At 39.6% G+C, this 19,857-nt stretch carries 19 protein-coding genes; 1 reads left to right on the forward strand and 18 read right to left on the reverse strand.

Going from position 1 to position 19,857, the window contains the following annotated elements:
* Positions 1-89 precede the first annotated feature (89 nt).
* A complete protein-coding gene (locus ACPWSO_RS01820) occupies positions 90-1,568 on the forward strand; it encodes a helix-turn-helix domain-containing protein (RefSeq protein WP_426081061.1) in 1,479 nt (492 codons plus the stop codon).
* 195 nt (positions 1,569-1,763) lie between these two features.
* Here the strand turns inward: ACPWSO_RS01820 and lepB are convergent, their stop codons facing one another.
* From lepB to ACPWSO_RS01910, 18 genes are all read right to left on the reverse strand, one after another.
* Complete coding sequence (gene lepB / locus ACPWSO_RS01825; RefSeq protein WP_426081062.1) at positions 1,764-2,810, reverse strand: signal peptidase I; 1,047 nt, start codon at positions 2,808-2,810, stop codon at positions 1,764-1,766.
* A gap of 130 nt (positions 2,811-2,940) precedes the next feature.
* Entirely contained in the window at positions 2,941-3,375 is a 435-nt protein-coding gene (locus ACPWSO_RS01830) for a LysM peptidoglycan-binding domain-containing protein (protein WP_426081063.1), read from the reverse strand.
* Positions 3,376-3,393: 18 nt separating this feature from the next.
* On the reverse strand, positions 3,394-4,740 hold the full coding sequence (locus ACPWSO_RS01835) for a hypothetical protein (RefSeq protein ID WP_426081064.1): 1,347 nt from the start codon (positions 4,738-4,740) through the stop codon (positions 3,394-3,396).
* 39 nt (positions 4,741-4,779) lie between these two features.
* Complete coding sequence (locus tag ACPWSO_RS01840) at positions 4,780-5,481, reverse strand: hypothetical protein (protein ID WP_426081065.1); 702 nt, start codon at positions 5,479-5,481, stop codon at positions 4,780-4,782.
* 242 nt (positions 5,482-5,723) lie between these two features.
* Positions 5,724-6,098: a type II toxin-antitoxin system PemK/MazF family toxin gene (locus tag ACPWSO_RS01845; protein ID WP_426081066.1), complete on the reverse strand. Its 375-nt coding sequence runs from the start codon at positions 6,096-6,098 to the stop codon at positions 5,724-5,726.
* Positions 6,098-7,225, reverse strand: a complete 1,128-nt coding sequence (alr, locus tag ACPWSO_RS01850; protein WP_426081067.1) for an alanine racemase — start codon at positions 7,223-7,225, stop codon at positions 6,098-6,100. Before alr ends, ACPWSO_RS01845 begins: the two co-directional genes overlap by 1 nt.
* A 30-nt stretch (positions 7,226-7,255) precedes the next feature.
* Positions 7,256-7,606, reverse strand: a complete 351-nt coding sequence (acpS, locus tag ACPWSO_RS01855) for a holo-ACP synthase (RefSeq protein WP_426081068.1) — start codon at positions 7,604-7,606, stop codon at positions 7,256-7,258.
* 166 nt (positions 7,607-7,772) lie between these two features.
* Positions 7,773-9,308, reverse strand: a complete 1,536-nt coding sequence (gene cshA, locus ACPWSO_RS01860; RefSeq protein ID WP_426081069.1) for a degradosome RNA helicase CshA — start codon at positions 9,306-9,308, stop codon at positions 7,773-7,775.
* Positions 9,309-9,679: 371 nt separating this feature from the next.
* A complete protein-coding gene (locus tag ACPWSO_RS01865; protein WP_426081071.1) occupies positions 9,680-11,050 on the reverse strand; it encodes a UDP-N-acetylmuramoyl-tripeptide--D-alanyl-D-alanine ligase in 1,371 nt (456 codons plus the stop codon).
* Between the two features lie 210 nt (positions 11,051-11,260).
* The gene (locus ACPWSO_RS01870; RefSeq protein WP_426081072.1) at positions 11,261-12,343 is read right to left on the reverse strand and encodes a D-alanine--D-alanine ligase; all 1,083 of its coding nucleotides are present in this window, start codon (positions 12,341-12,343) and stop codon (positions 11,261-11,263) included.
* A 135-nt stretch (positions 12,344-12,478) separates the two neighbouring features.
* A complete protein-coding gene (locus ACPWSO_RS01875) occupies positions 12,479-12,937 on the reverse strand; it encodes a YaiI/YqxD family protein (protein WP_426081074.1) in 459 nt (152 codons plus the stop codon).
* A gap of 29 nt (positions 12,938-12,966) precedes the next feature.
* On the reverse strand, positions 12,967-13,974 hold the full coding sequence (locus tag ACPWSO_RS01880; protein WP_426081075.1) for a hypothetical protein: 1,008 nt from the start codon (positions 13,972-13,974) through the stop codon (positions 12,967-12,969).
* A 117-nt stretch (positions 13,975-14,091) separates the two neighbouring features.
* Positions 14,092-15,102: a sugar kinase gene (locus tag ACPWSO_RS01885; protein ID WP_426081076.1), complete on the reverse strand. Its 1,011-nt coding sequence runs from the start codon at positions 15,100-15,102 to the stop codon at positions 14,092-14,094.
* Between the two features lie 96 nt (positions 15,103-15,198).
* On the reverse strand, positions 15,199-15,939 hold the full coding sequence (gene dagF / locus ACPWSO_RS01890; RefSeq protein ID WP_426081077.1) for a 2-dehydro-3-deoxy-phosphogluconate aldolase: 741 nt from the start codon (positions 15,937-15,939) through the stop codon (positions 15,199-15,201).
* 92 nt (positions 15,940-16,031) lie between these two features.
* Positions 16,032-17,126 (reverse strand): DgaE family pyridoxal phosphate-dependent ammonia lyase, encoded by a 1,095-nt coding sequence (locus ACPWSO_RS01895; protein ID WP_426081078.1) that lies wholly within the window; start codon positions 17,124-17,126, stop codon positions 16,032-16,034.
* A complete protein-coding gene (locus ACPWSO_RS01900) occupies positions 17,116-18,225 on the reverse strand; it encodes an amidohydrolase/deacetylase family metallohydrolase (protein ID WP_426081079.1) in 1,110 nt (369 codons plus the stop codon). Before ACPWSO_RS01900 ends, ACPWSO_RS01895 begins: the two co-directional genes overlap by 11 nt.
* Positions 18,226-18,234: 9 nt before the next feature.
* On the reverse strand, positions 18,235-19,323 hold the full coding sequence (locus ACPWSO_RS01905) for a DUF871 domain-containing protein (protein ID WP_426081080.1): 1,089 nt from the start codon (positions 19,321-19,323) through the stop codon (positions 18,235-18,237).
* Complete coding sequence (locus ACPWSO_RS01910; RefSeq protein ID WP_426081081.1) at positions 19,320-19,580, reverse strand: hypothetical protein; 261 nt, start codon at positions 19,578-19,580, stop codon at positions 19,320-19,322. The genes ACPWSO_RS01905 and ACPWSO_RS01910 overlap by 4 nt, the downstream gene beginning before the upstream one ends.
* Between the last annotated feature and the right edge of the window lie 277 nt (positions 19,581-19,857).

The raw sequence follows: 19,857 nt of genomic DNA on the forward strand, positions 1-19,857 counted from the left end.
AAATCCAACAGGTGAGAATAACACCCTTTTCTCAGATTGATATTGCCATTTTACCATGAATCAAGTATCCTTAAAGTGAGGTGTCTATTATGCTAAAACGAGATTTTTTAGAAAAGCCCTATGACTATATGAATGATATTCTATTATTTCTATATAATAATCAAGGAAAATCAACAAAAAGCAAACTCATTGAAGAATTCCAAATCAGCTTGCCTACTCTAAATGAGTACCTGTCTTTTTTAAGAAGTTTTCTTGAGGAAAATGGAATAGATGGTAAGGTTGAAATCTCTTCTGAAGGAGATGTGCTTTACTTACACAAAGAACCAGAATTTCCATTAAAGAAAGTCGTTCTGCTTTTTCTTGATAAATCGATAAAATTTCAAATGGTCAATCAGCTGTTTCAAAAAAATGAAGTCAGCTGTGAATATTTTCAACTGACCTACGCCATCAGCTCTGCAACCTACTATCGAAAGGTTACTGAATTGAATGAGCTTCTGAAAGAATTTCGATTACAGATAAAACGAGGTAAACTAGTTGGAGAAGAAAAACAGATTCGGTATTTCTTTTTTAATTTCTTTTGGTTTCTTTTTGAAGATAAGAGTGATTTAGAGCAAGAAACCTCAAATCAATATCTTGGATTTGTCGAAGCCTTGAAAGAATCCCTGAATATCCCATTTGATCCCACAGAGGCTTTCCAGATTAAACTATGGATGAAAATTTCTTTAAGGCGAATAAGTACAGAATTTAATCCGGTCATTAGTCCGAATTATGATTACCCGGATCGCCCTTTATTTGAAGAAATCAATCTAGCATTCCATACATATATGAAAAAAATTGATCGACCTTATACTATTTATGAAGCTTACATGTTTTATGATTTCTTCTGCTCCATGAATAATTTCTCGCCAAATTCATCCTTTGCTTTTCGTCTTGCAGAGGAGCAGCGAACATCAGGTTCTTATCTTAATTATATGAACAAAGTGATTTTAAAGTACTTGAAGCAGCAAGGTTATCTGTCAAGCTATGCTTCTCCTTCACGTCTATCTTATATTGAAAATCTGCTGTTTCAGCTGCATGCCAGACTGTATTATTTTGATGGCTTCATACTTCCTTTTGATAACTGGACGATTGAATCTATTGTCAACGCTCATCGCCATCCTTTTACAGGAAATGAAGTTATTGAAATAATGGGTATTGCTTCTGAAAAATTTAACTCCAGCGGTGAAAAAGACCAGTATAGAAATAGATTCACAGAAATCAACTACACAATCATTTTAAATCATATTGCTGAACTAAATGAAGAAAAAATCGTCATTGGTGTCTACCATTCTCTAAATCCATTTATTGGGGAACTGGTTATTCAGCATCTGTCAAATATCCTTGGGCACAAGTATCCTATTAAGGCAGAGCTTTATCTTGAAGATACATTCTATGACATACTACTATCGAATATTTATGACGATACCATATCGGAAAATCAGAAAACAACATATGTCTTTTCTGATATTGGGAACAATTATGACATGGATGAAGTAGAAAAGTTAATTCTACAATTACTTAACAAATAATTGAAATGACTTTAAGTTCATTATATCAAAGAATTTTCTTTAAAGTTCTCTATTTTCTAGGGAAAAACGGAATTTAGTGAGAATAACTCTTTAAAACGGCGGTATTACTTTATTTTTACTTATTGCCAGATTTACTATTTTAAAAAAAAGCTGTTGGAACATTTCTTGTTCCAACAGCTTTTATACTATTTTTCTTTACTTAATCCACCCCATTGACTGAAATGGAGAAAAACGAAAAGAAACCACTCCTTCAATTGCCCGCCCGCTTACTAATCCAAATTCACGACTGTCACTGGAATTATTCCGATTATCTCCTAAAACAAAATAGAAATCATCGGGAATTTTCTCCAGCCCTTCAAACTGTTCAAGTGCTTTTGAAGATAATGCAACTTTAATCGTTCCATCCGGCAATTCATTTGCAGCATTTAACGGGACTTCAGCGGGTACGTTGCCCGACTGGTTGATGAACAAATCTGCGCCATCAATCCAAATAGAATCTCCCGGCATCCCAATGACCCGTTTAACATATTGATAATCGCTGTCAACCGGTGGATCAAATGTAATGATTTCATAGCGGTCAGGTGTCTTTGTCCGTTTGACAATTACCTTATCTCCGCTTAAAAGCGTCGGCTTCATCGAGTCTCCATCTACTACATGAGGAGAAGTTTTAAAAATAAACATAAATACAATGAATGCCATCACTGTTACAGGCCCAAGAAATTTGATTACTTCTATAATTTGCTGTTTTTTTCTCTGCTTCTTTTTGCGGGCAAGCTCTTCCTTAGAAAGTTTTTTACGTTTTTTCTTTGCAGGTTTGCTTTTCGATTTTTGTCCCTGCTCTTTCTTTTCTCCCATAACCTTTTTCTTCGAGAGCTGCTCTTCATCTCGCTCTTTCCGGCTGCTTTTTTTTGCTGTGGATATTTCCTCCGCTTTTTTTTCTGGATTACTTACTTTCTTTATCTCATCTGTTGTTTCAGCAACTTCTTCTTCAGGTTTAAACTCGGTCTCATTAACTAAGCCGTTATCCCCAGTGTTTAGCACTAGTTTCTTTCTTCTAACAGAAGGTTCTTCAATCGCAGGTGCTTCTGCGCCTCTCTGGTCCCCCTCTAAGGGCTGCTGTTTAATCAGAGGTCTTCTAGGCTTACCGGACTTCATCATCCTCTTATTCGCCATCTGACGCTTTCCGCTTGAAGAATTCCCCGTACGCTTCATTTTTTTCAGGTTATCTACAAACTCATCCATACTGCTGCTACACCTCAATTTACGTTCTATATCTTATTAAGAATAACAAACCAAAAGCAATTTTACCATAAAAAATACTAAAAAGAGCTTTCAGCTCTGAAAAACATGAACTGAAAGCTTCTTTATCTTATTATTTTTCAGTAAGCAATTCTTGACCTTCAAGAATAACACTGTTGCTTAACTGATTGATATTCATCAAATCCTGCAGGGATATATTGGCATTCTGAGCAATTTCCCAAAGTGATTCTCCCTGTTTTACTTTATAAAGTTCAGAGGTACCAGCCGTTTCTGTAGAAGGAATTGTTTCTTCTGGAGCAGGAACAATAGCTTCTGTTGCTTCATGGCTTTCACTCGCTGCGACAGATGTATCAGCTAACTCTGAGCTGTTCCCTTTGTCTGCTTCGCTTGTACTCACAGTTGCATTTGTTTTTTCATTTGAAGCTGTTACACCCTCTTCCGGCGTAGATCCCATGATTGGCGTGGATTCCATCAAATAACCAGAAAACAAAACGATTCCTACTGAAAAAAGCGACCACAACGCGATTTTTTTGTTTTTTCGTTTCATAACAGCTGCTCCTTAAACTTAATTTCCTGACTTATCTAAACGTGAAAGCTTGCTTAAACGTTCTTCTAACTCACGGTAAATGCCCATTATTTCATTTTTAGATTCTTCTACTTCATTAGAAATGTTTTTCGCACGGTTGCCGATATTCAACATTTCCAGCTCAGCTGAATTAATCATATGTTTTGCTTCAACCTGTGCTTCACTGATGATGCGGTTTGCTTCTTTCTTCGCAGAAACCATTACTTCCCCGATTTCCTGCTGAGATTTCAGCGCTTCTTCTTGTAATGACTGGTTTTTCAGCAGTAAATCATTGATTTGCTGTTTAGCCTGCAATAGTTCTGCCAACTGTTCACCTTTCATTTCTCCCGCTGAAGATGCATTTTGTAATGCACTTAGTTCAGATTTCACTGTTTCCAGCTCTGTTTCTTTTTGTTTATAGCTTTCTCTCAATGTAGCTACTTCAGCTTCAAATACATTTTTCTGTACAGAGTGCTTATCATTCAATGCCTGAATACGGCCAAGCGTAACTTCTAATTCGCTTTTCTCTTTAAGAATTGATTCCATTTCTTGCTTCAGTGCTTCTACATGACCAGTAGCCTCTGGGTTTGAGCTATCCGCAGCTAAAGAAACAGCTTTATCATTTAAGCGTTGGTTTTCTTCCTGAAGCCTCGCAGCTGTTTGCTGAAGATCGGCAATTTTTTGCGACAGTTCCTGATTTTCTGATTCACTTGCTTGAAGTTTTTTGTTTAATTCTTCTAATTCCATTTTTACCGTCTCCAATACTTCTTGTTTTTCTGTAATTGTTCCACGAGATGATAAATCCGCTTGCAGTTGTTTAATTTCCTGCTCTTTCTCAGAAATCTTACTGTCTAATTCTTTATTCTTCACTAGCAGTTCTGCTTCCAGATTACTGATTTGCTTTTGTGCTTCAGCGTTCTCGTTTTGAAGCTCACTAATCTGCTGCTTCAATACTGCTGTTTCATCAGAATCCGTTGTTGTTTGTGTATTTTTCAAATCGTCAATTTCAGCTTCACGTTGATTCAACAGCGTTTCTAGCTCATCATTCTTGTCAGCCAGCGCTTCCAGTTCATTCTGATCATTTTCGACTTTGAGCGCCAGTTGCTTATTTTGTTGGGATAATCTGAAGTTTTCATCCTTCTCCTGTTCGAAGTCTGCTTCCTGTAAGCGGTACTCCTCCAGTAATTCTCTTAAATGTTTAATTTCCTGTTCCTGTTTTTCCAGCTGATCGTTTAAAGCATAGGATGATTCCGTATCTGTCCCATCGCTTTCCGTTCCAAATAAGTCCTGATCCAGCTCTTCATCTGAAACTTCGTTAATTTTTTTAATTAACCGTCTCTTTGCCATGTATTCTACACCTCATTTTAAATTTCCATAAATTTCTTATTATTTATTTAGCTCTATCCTTTTAAGGCCCTGATCTTGTGACTCCCGATCAAATACCATTGATTGCTTCGTTAACGTGTTTGTCTTATCACGATATGTAAAATTAAAATCGATAACCGTTACTTCCTTGATACCACTTAATGCTTCTGCAAATTTCTCTGCATTTTTTTCTGCTACTTCAAAATCTTTATCCGTCAGTGAAGACGAAAATACTGAAACAGTCAGAGACTGTGTATTTTGACTGCGAACGATTGTCACACTGATTTCTCCAAAAAACGGCTTCCAATCTCTTGAAAGCTGAAGTTCATAGCTCGTCAAAGCTGCGGCATCCTGACTCTCTACAGCCTTTGCCCAGGGAAACTCGGCCAGCTTCAGATTTTTGTCTTGGTATTCTTCGACTATTACCTTACCGCTGGCTGCCCCCTTTCCCAATGTCTCTACATCCGCTTTAAGAGATTCATTGTCTTTATGCAATGTATACTGCTGATACAGGATTCCTAATAAAACAAAGGAAATAATAATGACTGCAATAACCAGCGAAACGACTAAACGGCTGTTTTCCTGTTGTCTGTATACATTGATTTTTTTCTGCATTTTGGGATTTTCCGAATTAAGCTGATTCAAATTCACTCGTTTATACAGCTCATAGCTGAAAAGTGCCAGCATCGCTATTACGACAATCCCTGTAATGATTATGACCAAATAAAAAACCCCTTTATATCTTAATGAAAAACATTCAAGAAGAATTTTTCTTTAAAAACTCAATTTTCTACCCAATTATACATAATCCATTGTAACATTACACTTTGCTCTTGCCAACTTTTTTTTCTATTCGCAGAATTACCGTTGCCTGTATGCAAATTCTGCGGTTCATACTCTTTAATTTCAAACTAAATATTGTATTCTTTCACTATGTATTCCAGTCAGTCAGCATCGGACAAAATCTATATTTGATAGGTTCCTACTGATTCTTCCGGTTCAACGATGCCTACGCTGATGCCCAAAGCTCTATCGACCTCAAGCATCACATCAACACCTAAGTGGCAAACCTTCTCCTTCAGCCTAACCTTATCAATCGTTCGAATCTGCTCTAATAATATTACTGAATCTCTTTCAATCCCCGTCTCCTCTGAATTGATTCCTATATGTGTAGGTAATTTTGGCTTAGCCATTTTGGCTGTTACTGCCGCGACAATAATTGTCGGGCTGAAATGATTCCCCAAATTATTCTGTATGACTAGGACAGGACGAATTCCGCCCTGTTCAGAACCAACAACAGGAGAGAGATCTGCAAAAAAGATATCTCCACGTTTAACCATTATAATCCCCCTATATATTCTCTTGGTATGCGTTGTGAAAACGTACATGCAACTTCATAATGGATGGTTTCTAAATACTCAGCAACCATCTGCAGTGTTATCTCCGCTCCCTGATTTTCCCCAACTAAAGTAACCTTTGTCCCTTCCGGAACAGCCTCAGGCAGCCGAATCATGCACTGATCCATGCATACTCTCCCAACTATCTCACACTTTTTACCATTCACCAAAACATGAAATCCCTGCATTTTCCTCAGCCAACCATCCGCGTAGCCTATAGGAATTGTCCCAATCCATTCCTTTTCGGCAACGGTATACGTGTTTCCGTATCCTATTCCCGCTCCCGGCTGAAGTTCCTTTACTTGAATTAATACTGTTTCAAGGGTTAGTGCCGACTTCAGCGGGTAGCTTTCTATTAAAGAACGCCCTGATGGATTCAATCCGTACATAGCAATGCCAAACCGAATCATATTACCCGTACTTTTCGGATGCCATAAGGCTGCAGCACTATTCTCACTATGAATATAACGAGGCTGTCGAGGCAGTTCACTAATAATATCCTGAAACATCTTCAGCTGCTGTTCAAAATAGAGTGTATCTATTTCATCCGCAGTAGAAAAATGAGTGAATATTCCTTCCCACTCGATTTGCTCATTATTTTCTATGAGCTGAACTGCATCAAGTACCTCTTTCAGTGAAGTAAATCCCAGACGACCCATTCCTGTATCAATTTTTATATGTATCTTTAGCTTTTGACTTCCAGTCAATCTTTTTAAGCACTTACAAGCTTCCAACAGCCACGCCGTTGTTGCAGCTGTTACAGAAAGATTGTACTTCAGCAGCAGCTCTATGTATATTGGTTCCACAACACCTAAAATTAAAATAGGTTCAGTGATTCCTGCTTCCCGCAGTTCAATCCCTTCATCTAATAAGGCAACACAAAAACCAGCTGCGCCGCCCTTTAATGCACTTTTAGCTGTTTCAACAGCTCCATGCCCATAGCCGTTCGCTTTAACCACAGCAAAAAGCTCTTTGTCAGTCGGCATTTTGGCTACTTCTCCTGCCACGTTATCAATAATTGCCTGTCTATCAATAATAAGCTTTGTTGGTCGGTGATATCCCGTGACCATTCTATCTCCCTCCTTTTCAGAATACAAAATTTAATCTTCTAAAATAATCTGTGCCACAGCCATCGTTTCTGTATGAGAGATTGAGACAAATACATTGCCTTTATGAGGTGATTTGGTTACTTCAGGAGCCCCCGCAGCATTTTTCAATATCTCTATTTCCTGAAATCCAACACCACTAATTCCTGTTCCCCAGGCCTTTGAAAAAGCTTCTTTACAGCAAAAACGTCCGCCTAAAAATTCTACCTGCCGCCGGTAAGAGAGCGATTGGAAGAGCTCAAGCTCCTTTTCAGTCAAAACCCGTTTAATAAACGACGACTGCTTCTCAACGATTTTTTCAATTCTAGAGAGTTCAACAATATCAATCCCTATTCCTCTTATCATAATCGGACACGCACTCCAAATCAATAAATTATCTTTATTTTATCAAAATAAATGGTTTTTTCCTACAAGAAGCCTAAGAAAACCCTAAACTTTATTATAGCAAAACAGACTGCAGATTATAATCCCAAAAGATATCTATCTGCAGCCTGATATTCAGCTGTTCTATTTAGCTGTTTCCTTTTTCACGGATGACAAAGCCTCTGCCCTTGTCATTGCTTCGTTTAGAGGAATAATTTTTTTTGCCTTTATTGTAGCCGCCACCACTACTGCTGTTGTTTTTGTTATTTTTATTTCTACTTTGAGAAGAACGGTTGTCTTTGCGCTGACGATTCCCGCCGCCGCTATAACGTTTGTTCTTATTAAATCCACCACTTTTTGGTGAAGGCAACGGACGTTCCGGAGTGATTTTAACTGGAGCTGCATCAGCCGGGTCCTTAGAAATTGTTTTAAGCAGCAAAGCAGCTAAGTCTTGAGAAGAGTATTTTTCTAACAAAACTTCTGCAGAAGCTAAGTATTTATCCAAGCCGTTTTCTTCAAGCTTCGTACCTACTTCTTCCATTGCAGCGCCTAATTTGCCATGAAAAGCTTCCTTCTCAGTTGGCGGACGAAGGGGCGACATTCTCTTCTTTGTTAATGACTCAATCACATGAAGATAACCCATTTCACTTGGTGTTACAAAGGTTACTGAAATTCCGCCCTTACCTGCACGACCTGTTCTTCCGATACGGTGAACATAGCTTTCAGGATCTTGTGGAATGTCGTAGTTGTATACGTGGGTAACACCGGAAATATCTAATCCGCGGGCAGCAACGTCTGTCGCTACCAGAATATCAAGGTTGCCATTCTTGAATGACCGCAATACACTCATTCTCTTTTGCTGTGATAAGTCGCCATGAATCCCTTCAGCTTTGTAGCCGCGAGCTTCAAGTCCGCGGGCAAGCTCATCTACTCTACGCTTAGTACGACCAAATACAATTGTCAATTCAGGTGTCTGAACATCTAAAAGTCTTGTCATAATATCAAATTTCTCATAATCTTTTGAGCGAACATAATACTGATCAATCAAATCAGCAGTCATTTCTTTTGTTTTAATTTTTACGTGGTGCGGGTCATTCATGAACTTCACACCAATATTTTTAATTGCCGGCGGCATTGTCGCAGAAAACAGCAATGTCTGACGTTCAGAAGGAACCTGAGAAATAATTTTCTCAATATCCTCTAAAAATCCCATATTCAGCATTTCATCTGCTTCATCCAATACTAAGGTTTCTACTGTTCCTAGCTTCAATGTACGGCGGTTGATATGATCCAGCAGTCTGCCTGGCGTACCAACAACAATATGCGGATGGTCTTTCAGACCTCTGATTTGGCGCCCAATATCGGCCCCTCCGTATACTGCTTGTACACGAATCTTTTTATCTTTTCCTAAACGGTATAATTCTTCTTGTGTCTGAATCGCTAGTTCTCTTGTCGGCGCCACAACTAATCCCTGCAGTACACGATTGTCTGCATCAATTTTTTCAAGCATCGGCAAACCAAAAGCAGCTGTTTTACCAGTTCCTGTTTGGGCCTGTCCGATAACATCTTTCCCTTCCAGTGCCAACGGAATAGTTTCTGCCTGAATCGGTGTTGCTTCTTCAAATCCTGAGCGTTCAATAGCTGATAATAATTTAGATGATAAACCAAGTTCTCTAAATTTCAATGTGATCCTCCTAATTTCTTGTTATTCGGGACCATTGTCCCACGCTTTAAACATTTCAATAGGGTCAATAAACCCAGCCATACAGTTTGCTCTGTTGAAAAAAGCCGGATCAGTTCGCTTAGCAGACCTGCTCTCTTCATCATTGAAATAAAGATATATTCTTTATGTTTTATCAAACTATCTATTCTTATCAACTCTATCGAAAATCCAATCATATGAACTACGACAACAGAAAAGCCAAACGGAATCGTTCAGCTGTTCAAGTAATATATGATTGGCAAAATGTTCCTTCTGCCATCTGTTTCTATTCAAATCCTCTGACAATAGTTCATTCTAACACGAATCGTGCTTTTCAGCAAGTTTTATGAAAACTACTTTTCATTTATCAGCACTTCTACAACTTCAGCTAGTCCCATTCCATTGCTGCCTTTCAAAACAATCATGTCCTCAGGTGAAAGAGTCCCTTTCACTGCCTCAATCAGCTCTGCTTTCTGAGATTTATCATAGTAATGAGCATTTCCCTGATAGCGTTCTGCGATTGTATCATATAAGCTGCGCATTTCCTCGCCATAGAGATAGACTTCCATTATTTCCGTTGGATTCAAATAGGCCTCAACCGATTGATGCATTGCTTCGGATTCCGGTCCCAGCTCCAGCATCGCACCTAAAACAGCGACACGTTTGCCCTTGCCTTCCATCGTCCGAAAATTATCCAGAACCAGCTTCATTGCAGTTGGATTGGCGTTATACACATCACTTAAAATTTCAACACCAGCTTTTGATTTCAACCACTCCGTACGGTTTTTGGTCATTACTAAAGCATTTAACCCGGCAGCAATTTCTTTATCAGAAAGTCCAAACCAGCGACCGACTGCCGCTGCAATTAACGCATTCGTCACATTATAGCTTCCAGGCATGGGAATCGTAAATAACTGCGGGGAGCCCGTAATCATAAAGCTGGTAAAATCTTTTCCTGAATCAATAATCTTCCCCTGATAAGAAGCTGATGCTTCCCAGCCGAATGTTTTCACATTCTGCTGTAAAGGTTCAGCTAGAGGCTGCAATAAAGGTTCTTCATTAGGAATCAACAGTAGCCCATCGGATTTCAGCCCATCAACAATCTCCATTTTAGCCGCTGCAATCCCTTGACGAGAGCCTAAATATTCAATGTGCGCCTCGCCAATCATTGAAATTGCCGCTACATCCGGCTGAGCTAACGTAGACAGAAAGGCAATCTCGCCAGCGTGGTCCATCCCCATTTCAAGAATTAGCTTTTCCGTGTCCTCCGGCATATGAAGGATAGTATAAGGAAGACCAATATCATTATTATAGTTTCCCTGAGTTTTATAGGTTTTGAATGATTGTGCAAGTACTGCTTCAGCCATATCTTTTGTGGTTGTTTTCCCATTGCTGCCAGTGATGCCGATAACGGAAGGAGCCACCTGCTTCAGGTAATAAACAGCCAGCTGCTGCATCGCTTTCAACGTATCCGCCACTTCAAGAATCGGCAACCCCTCCGGTGCAGCCTCCGAACTGCTCCAAAATGCCGCAGATGCACCCTGCTCCGCCGCCTTTCCTGCAAAAAGGTGACCGTCATTTGTACCAGACAGCGGGACAAAAAGACTGCCTTCTGTTATTAGGCGACTATCAAACTCTAGTCCTGTGATTGAAAAATCTGCCCACTGTTTCCAATTATTTTCAGCATTTACTATTTGTGCAACTTCCCAAAAGCTAAGCTTCATCCGCTTTCTCTCCTCATATGTTCATTTTTTGTCTACAGCGATAAAATGAATGCGGCCGAGACAAGAAATCTTTATTTCCACAGAAAGTCACTCATCGCAGTTAAATGCTGCTAGGTGCTCCTGCCCACTGTTTGCTTGGATTTAAAGAGCGAAACAAAACGAATCGCTCGTTTTGTCCCGCTCTCTCTGTGCTATTTTGAAGCAGCTTTATTACTGCTGCTCTTCAAACAGCTGTTGTCTTCTTTTATAGCGGTTTAAAGCCAGTTGAATTAGTTCTTCAATCAAATCACTGTACTTCAAACCCATGTTTTCCCATAACAATGGATACATACTGAATTGTGTGAAGCCAGGCATTGTATTTAATTCATTTAGAAACAGCTCATTCTTATTTGTCAAGAAAAAGTCACAGCGGCTCAAACCACTGCCATCTAAGATACGATACGCTTTTTTAGCATATTTTTGTGCTTTTTGATGAACTTCTTCTGGTACCTCTGCCGGAATCTGCATAGTAATTTTATTATCGATGTACTTAGAATTATAATCATAAAAGTCCACATCTTTAATGATTTCACCTGCTTGAGTTGTCCGAATGTCTTCATTGCCTAATACTGCTACTTCAATTTCTCTCGCTTCAATTCCCTGCTCTACAATCGCACGGGAATCATATTTATACGCTTCAATCAACGCATTTTGCAGTTCCTCGCGGTTTTCTGCTTTTGAGATTCCCACACTTGAACCCATATTCGCAGGCTTAATAAACATTGGATAAATAAGCGAACCTTCACACTGTTCAAAAATATGCTTAGGATTTTCTTTCCATTGATTTTCCAAAACAGGAACAAACGGAACCTGAGGAATACCTGCTGTTTGAAGCAAGTATTTAGTCATAATTTTATCCATGCCCGTCGCACTAGCTAGTACTCCCGCACCTACATAAGGAATATTCATAGTCTCAAGAAATCCTTGAATGGTACCATCTTCCCCATTTGGACCGTGAAGAACAGGGAAAACGATTGAATCCTCTTCCTTGATATCACAAGGCGCAATTACCTTACCAGTAAAGTTCCCTCCAAACTTCTGTTCACCTTGAGGATTCCAAGTTAGATGTAGAACTGTTTCATCCTGTGGCGGTTCTGTCAGCAGCGGTCCTTGAACCCACTGACCTTCCTTACTAATATATACTAACTGGACCTGATAATAATTATAGTAAACTGCATTTAAAATAGAAAAAGCGGATAAGATAGATACCTCATGCTCCTCACTTTTCCCTCCATAGAGTAATACAATCTTCAAATGCTTTTCCTCCTAAATTTCCATCTAAATAGATTGGTGCGGCCGTAACCAAAATTTTCTTTTTCATTATTTTAGCATAAAAACGATTTATGTAGTAGAAACAAATATAAAAGAAACGGCTGTTTCTTTTTATCCTCACATTTCCTTTTGTGCTTCCCTCTCGATGACTTCAATCAGCTTTAAACGAAACTGTTCCCGGTCTTCTTTCGTAAAAGGTTTCGGCCCTTTAGTTCGGCCTCCGCTTTTTCTAATTTTAGCACTAAAATATCTCTGCTCAAGCAACTGACCAATCGTCTCGGCAGTGTATTCTTTGCCCAGCTGATGAAGTACGGTCACGTCCTTTGGTAAAGCTAGTGAAGCCAAGCCATAATCCTGAGTAATCAGAATATCCCCTGCTTTAATCAGCGCAATGATTTTATAATCTGCTGCATCATTCCCTTTGTCCACATAAACAAAGGAAACCGCTTCAGGATATTCCTTGAGAGAATAATGATCAATACTTGTTACAACGACTATCTTCATTTGATATTGAAGGGCGGTCTCGATTGCTGTATCCTTTACTGGCGAACCATCTCCGTCAATTAACACTCTCATTTTTCTTCCCCCTCTCATCGTCATCAGAATTAAGTGACATACCAGGAGGGATGGCGTGTCAGAAAGCGGAAAACCTCATCCGACACCACTTCCCGCAAAATTTTATATAGCTCCGGATTACGGATTTTTTGCTTAACCGCTCCGGCATAACGAGGTCGGCTGACTTGAATAGAAAGAACAAAATCAAAACGTTCCTGAAAATTCTCAACTGTTATAATCTTCATTCGGCTCGTTTCTTCTAAAAAACGATTCATGCCGTCTACCGCTCCTTGAACAAAACCTTCCATATGTGTCCCGCCATCTGGTGGTAAATAGCCATTAACAAAGCTGTCTCTGATATTTGCGGAAGGGTTCTTTGAAATCACTGCCTGAATAACCACATCTTCTCTTCTAGTCCGAATCGTTAGCGGACGGCTTCCTCTGGTTAGTGCATTGTCCTTTTGAAAAATATATTCAACTAATCCTTCTTCGTAGACTAATTGATTTTTTTGAGTCTCGCCCTCTTTCAATGTAATCGTCAATCCGCTGTTAAGCATCGCCAGCTGTTGGCAACGATTGAATAAAACAAAATAGGAAAGAGGCTTGGTTCCAAAATAAGCCGAATCAGGGGTGAATGCCAGCTCTAGACGATATTCCTCGCTTTTCGATTTCACTGCGGCTTCCTTGACAAGCTCTCCATGCTGATAAATCCTTATTTCCCGACCGGCTGGTGTTTCAATGCTTATCCCCAACTGTTCGGACAAAGCCAGCAATAACTGAAGAAAAAAGTAGTAAGACAGCTGATTCTGTTCCCTTTCCTGCGTTAAATGCCATTCTCTTTTTACAGCAAAGGAAAAAATGAGCTGATTTTTAGAAAGCTCAGCAGTGATTCGGGCATTTCCAGGCTGATCTGTCAGCTTCAGCAGCTCATCAAGCACCTGAATAATCATACTCTCCAGACCCGAAAGCCCCAAAGCACCGATATACATTCCCGGGCGTTTGCGAATACTTTCAATTATTTGCTCATTTTCCAAAGCATTCCAAAAATCCTTGGGCATCGTCTTTCCTCCTGCAGTTGATTCGCTACTCATAAATTCCATCTTCTCTATTATAATGAAAAATAGACTGAAACGAAAGTAGCTGACTAGGCAAACTTTCGTTTCAGTCTATCTTACTTAGCGAATCAAATCAACTGTAGGGTGCAGCATGATATGCTCCACTTGTTTCCTCGTTGTTAATGGAACATCGCCTTGAATTGTATGAGCTAAAACGCCATTTGCCGTTGCAAAAGCTACAGTTTTCTCAAGAGCCCATTTTTCAGCATATCCCAAAAGTACACCAGCGGCATAGCCATCTCCGGCGCCAATCCGGTCAAGATTGATAATTTCTCTTGGTTCAGCCTGTACATAATGATTTTTATCAAATAAAAAGCCCGATAGATAGTAACTGCCATTCTCTCTAATTCTAAAAGTGCCGGCAAATAATTCAATATCATAGTTGTCCATAAATGTTTTAGTCAGCGATTTAAACTGTTCTTCATTGTCTAAGGTCTCATCAGCTTTCATCCCTAATAAATCAGTTAAATCCCGCTGAGTTCCAAAAACGATATCACAATACGGCAGCATCCGTTCATACTGTTCACGCATAAATACCGCTTCATTGTTCTCGTTTAAACTTGGACGAAAATTGAAATCGAAGCATATTTTTTTCCCTTGACTATGGGCTTTTTCTGCCAATGCAAATGCAGCTGCTCTTGTCTGATCCGTTAAGCTTAAAGAGATACCGCAAATGTGAACCAAATCAGTTGCTTCTAGGAAGCTGTCAAAATCATAATCTGCTGCACCGCTTACGCCAAATGAGCTGCTGTGACGATTTTGATAAGTGACCTGAGTGGGTCTTGGTCCATACCCCATCTCAGCAAAATAAGAGCCAATGTGATTCCCATGCTGACCTATCCATCTATCACCAAGGCCTAACTGACGTAAGCTTGCTTTTGCCGCTTCTCCTAAGCGGTTATCTGGAAGATTAGTAATTAGGCTTGTCTCACAACCGAAATGAGCAAGGTTGCTTAGAATATTGACGCCCGTTCCGGTAAAATCCATCCGCAGCTCCCTGGTTTGCTCCAACATCAGATATTCCGGCGGAGTCAGCCGCATCATTACTTCTCCAAAAGCTGAAATTCTCATCTTTGTTTCCATCCTATCCAGCTGTAAAAATCGAAAGCCTCAACAAAGGCTCAACCACAAAGGTTTAACACATTTGCTGTTCGATTTGCCCGGCTTTTATTTTAACGTATTTTTCATCATTTCTACTAATGTTTTTACATCTTCCGGCTTCGTATCGCCAGTTTCCTTATCAATAATTGAGCTGTACACATGAGGAATAATCTTCTTCACGCCAGCATCTACTGCAATTTGAACGATTTCTTCAAAGTTTTCCAAGTCAATCCCGCCAGTCGGTTCTAAGTAGAAATCATATTTAGCACAGGCTTCTGCAACAGCTTTGTATTCCTCTTTGTGAGCTAAGCCTTTCATTGGGAAATACTTGATGGAACTTCCACCCATATCCTGTAAAAGCTTGATTGCTGTCTCAATCGGCACTTCCCCTGCCGAAGCTTGAGAGCTCAATGGGCCCGTTGCAACATTTACATAGCCTACTTTTCCAGTCGGAGAAACTAACCCGTTAATTACTGTTTCACTTTGTCCTAATAAGGCCCGTGAAGTTCCCACACCTGTAAATACTTGATTGACATGTTGAGGCTGCAGTTCTTTTGAAATGCGTGAAACCATCTGACTTTGATTTGGATCGCCAGCTCCTAGACCTACAGATAATGCGTTATTTGTAGCTGCAGCATATTTTTTCATATCCTCTATTGCCGCTTCATCGGTATCGTAATTTTTTGAAAGTACACCTAAAACAACGTGACCTTCCGCCGCTTCATAGCAGGCTTTGGCATTTTCCACAGAATTGGCTAAAACATTTAAACATAAACGATCTTCTAAGTATTTTGGTGTTAATGACATAATATTATCTCCTTCTTCTCACATGAACAGTGCCATGCTCCATCTATAATTTTCTATCTGTTTTCAACTTAAATCTTACTATTATTCTTAGCTTAAGCCATAATTACAGCTAAACGGGTAGTAATCTTGTCCATCTCTTCCTTGTTAACTGAACGAATATCAAATTCGATAATTCCATTATTCGCCTGATATTCTCTTGTATAAATTGCCGGACTTTCCGTTTTCAGCTCTTGGATGACTTGCTTCGCTGATTTCGGTCCGCTGACTTTGACGCTGGCACGATAAATATCTCTACCGGCACCATCCTGAACAATTTTAGCTTCTATGTTCGGTAATTGATTTAGGTCGGCGATGAATGGCTCCATACGTTTCTGCATTGATTTGCCATCCTCACTGCCGTTTGTCAGATAGTCCTCTACCGCCTGAGTAAATCCGAGAATATTGTCTTTGCCAATTTTCATCGCTCGGCCAATTCCTTTACCCTGTAAACGAACCCATTCAATAAACTCTTTTTTTCCAATCACTAGTCCAGCACTTGGTCCTTCTATCGCTTTTGCACCACTGTAAATTACCAAGTCTCCGCCAGCCTCAACATATTTAAAAAGATCTTCCTCAGCTGCTGCATCTACAATCAACGGAAGACTGTACTTGTGGGCAACCGCTGCTGCTTCCGCCACACCCAGCATGCTTTTTTGAACGGTATGATGGCTCTTTATATATAAAACAGCTGCTGTGCGGTCTGTAATCATCATTTCAATATGCTCTGGCGTACACATATTGGCATAGCCGGCTTCAATCACCTGTCCTCCACCTTGAGCTACCATCACTTCTACCGGAGTTCCATAATCTACATTATGCCCCTTAGGTAGAATAATTTCTCTCCGGTCAATTTTTTCTGTATACGGATGATAGGCATGATAAGCTGAGCCCTGACCAATTAGAGCAGCCACGCTTTGTGCAATACCAGCAGAGGCAGAAGACACAATCTGTGCATCCTCAACCTTCAGCAGATTCGCCAAATATTTTCCTGTCTGAACGCTTAAATCGCCCATCTCAAAGAAATGTTCCCCACCGAAGCGCTGCGCTTCCAAGACTCGCTCAGATACTTTTGATACACCTAAAATTGTCATTCGTCCAGAAGCATTAATAACCTCTTTTAAATTGAATTTCTCGTAACTAATTGTCATAAACAACACCTCCAACGATGGTTTTCACAGGAGTAATCAACTCTTTGGCTTCTCTGGTAAAGCCATTTGAATCGGTCAAAGTTTTCTGACCTTCTTCAATTGTAAAGATTGTTAAATCTCCGTCAAAGCCTTCTTTCAGCTGTCCTTTACTATTCAAATGGAATTTTTCAGCAGGAGCAGCAGTCACCTTCTTAAGAATATCTGCCCATTCATATCCAACAACCCGCAGCTTCTCCATTGTCGTTGCTAAATCATAAACTGGTCCGTTTTCTCTGTTTCGGATATAGATATCTGTACTAATGGTTTCAGCCAGCATACCTTCTTTAAATGCAGTTTCAGCAACCTCGAAATTGAAGCTGTCTGTCCCATGGCCGATATCAAATACTACGCCCTTTTTGAAAGCAGCCCAAGCAAAGTCCTTAATTTTCCCTGTATTCTTATCCAAGATACCATTCGGTTTCCCGTTAAAGCAATGTGTCAGGATATCTCCCTCAGACATATTAGCTAGAATTTCATCAAGTTCCGGCGGAGCTGAACCTATATGAACCATTAACGGCAAGTTGTTGTTGTCTTTTTGGATTTTCTTTGCCATTTCAAGAGGAGTAATCCCATTTTCTCCAATTACTGTTTTGCTCATACGAGCTTTAATTCCAATGACAAAATCAGGCAGCTCCTGCAGCACCTTTCTCACAAGGTCTTCTTTGATTTTACTCAAATCTGCCAGTTCATCCTGCTCAACAATCCCCCATTTAGAAATATTTGCCAGTGCATAGACATTGGTCCTTGCCTGTACAGCTAAATCATAAAATTCATGGATGTTTTCCGCACCTGTTGTTCCAGCGTCAATAACAGTTGTAACACCTTTTTTTACACCGATTTCATCTGGAAAGTCATAATACAGCGTCATTTTTTCAAAGCAGTGTACATGATCATCAATCCAACCGGCTGAAATAAATGCAGCTCCATTCAAATCAATGATTTCCTTTGCATCTTCAGCAATTGAAACGGCCGTTTTGACAATTTTGCCTTCAGATATTGCAATTTCCAGCTTTTCTCCATCTATTGTTTTACCGTTTTTTATTAGCAGATCATATGTCATTTTATTTCCCTACTTTTCTTTCAATCTGAATTTTGTCCAAGGCTTGATAAATTCCAACAGCATCAATTCGCTTGGAGTAATACTTCCTACTTTATTTTTTCTACTGTCTTTGTGGGGCTGTAAGACAATCTGCAGCTCGTTCTTATATTTGCCAAAGGCATCATTACCAATAACGACATCACCAATCTGAAATTCGCCTTCATTGTCATGTGCTGGATTAGCATCATCAATATACTTTTTCCGTACTTCAGTAGAACGCGCCATCCGCTCTGTAATATCTCCTCTGCGGAAATGCTGTTCAGACAGCGTAATTTCTTTTTCTACTTCATTTACATCTGCAACAAAATCGACTGCTAGTTCCAGCTGATAGCGATTCACTTGACCCAATGCCTCCAGCTCTTCATCTGATGCGTATGCATTGCCGATTACTACATCATCAATCAGTCCTGTAGCGAACAAATGCTTGGCCTGAATATCAATAGGAAGATGACGATGGATTTCTAACGTCGGCAGTCCGTCATTAATGTCGCAGGGACCAATATCTCCAATACTGGAAGCAACAAACGCCGCTGTCCGGATACCATTATTCTTGAAACGAATACTACATTTTTCAAAAAAGTCATAGGGAAGACCAGTCCCTTCCTGAGGATAAAAATTGTGACAGCCGTATAAAAATGGCTTATTCGCTTCATAAGTCAAAATATTATCCAGGTAGGCAACATCATTACTCATATTCAGCTCAATAGCTAAATCATAAGGATTATAGGTAAGCTTGGCTTCCTTATTCCCATCAAAACCCGCATCTAGGCGAATACCGTCAGCTCCAAGCTCATGGAAATAGGACAAATCATCATACGAAATATCCAGCTGATCAAACAAGGCTGGAACTACATCTAAAATCGTTTCAAAACCTAACCCCTTGGCATAATGAATCAGCTCTTTAAACTTTTTGGTCACTACGTCTTTTCCTTCAGTCACTTCCAGCATACTCATAAAAATTCTTGTAAAGCCGCACTCAGCTGCCTTTTTCAAATACGCTTTATCCTGATCCATATCACTATGGTCAGGGTAGACAGATACACCTAATGCTCGTTTCATATACTTTTGCCACGCTCCATTTTGTCGAATTTTTTCCGGTTTTTCCATGAGACCAGCGATCCAAAGAATATTGTTACCGTTCCTATCAGTAAAATCGGCTGACCAACCAATACGCCAATAACAATTGCTGCAGAAATACCACCTATTGAATATAAACAAAGATATCGTAACCTTAAATCCGTAAACCGTTCAGGTAAGTACTCTCTTTCAATTATAACCTGAGAAATAATGAAAAACAGAATAAACCATAACCACATGTTGAATACCTCCAAATCATATCTCATTCTTTCTATTATAAATTCTGCAAGAAATGGTCTACATGACCAGCTGCTGGTAAGGTTTTATCTCACCTATAAAATAGAAGCTTTTAACGAAATAACACCTGTGCAAAAATCCAATAAACTTATTAAACTTCATTCAGCCAACTGAAAGGGCTGTTTCCCAAAAGTTTAGGCAAAGATACTTCTATTATGTCTTGTTTCTCTAGCAAAATTTATCTATTTGGATTGAAAAGGGTCGAACGACACAACTGTG

This window comes from Enterococcus sp. LJL51, assembly GCF_049894025.1.
In the GTDB taxonomy this organism is placed as follows: Bacteria; Bacillota; Bacilli; order Lactobacillales; family Enterococcaceae; genus Enterococcus_L.